The 432-nt window shown below is 62.5% G+C and carries 1 pseudogene; it reads left to right on the top strand.

What is annotated here, in order from left to right:
- Nucleotides 1–432 (top strand): annotated as a pseudogene (locus AC1DUE_RS20390) (ABC transporter substrate-binding protein); the annotation flags it as partial.

The following is a 432-nucleotide window of genomic DNA, read 5'->3' as shown; positions in this document are numbered from 1 at the left end:
ATCCAGTTCAACGCCGACGGTGGCCACAAGGAGTGGGTCGAGGCTGTCTGCAACAGCATCACCCAGGCGACCGGCGTCGCGTGCGCCGGCGACTCCAAGGTCGACTTCCAGGCCGACCTGGACGCCCGTGACGCCAAGCAGGTCAAGTCGTTCTACCGCGGCGGCTGGGTGCTCGACTACCCGGTGAACGCGAACTTCATCAGCGACCTGTTCCGTACGGGTGCGGCCGGCAACAACGGCTTCTTCTCCAACAAGGACCTCGACAAGAAGATCAAGGCCGCGGACTCCGCTGCCACGCTCGACGAGTCGGTCAAGGGGTACCAGGAGATCGAGAAGGAGCTGGTCAACTACATGCCGACCATCCCGCTCTGGTACTACAAGGTCAATGCCGGTTACTCGGAGAAGGTCCAGAACGTCCAGTACGCCCAGGAC

This window comes from Cellulomonas sp. P4_A2, assembly GCF_056402515.1.
The sequence above is the reverse complement of the archived record's forward strand: the minus strand, read 5'-3'. Positions and strand labels throughout refer to the sequence as shown.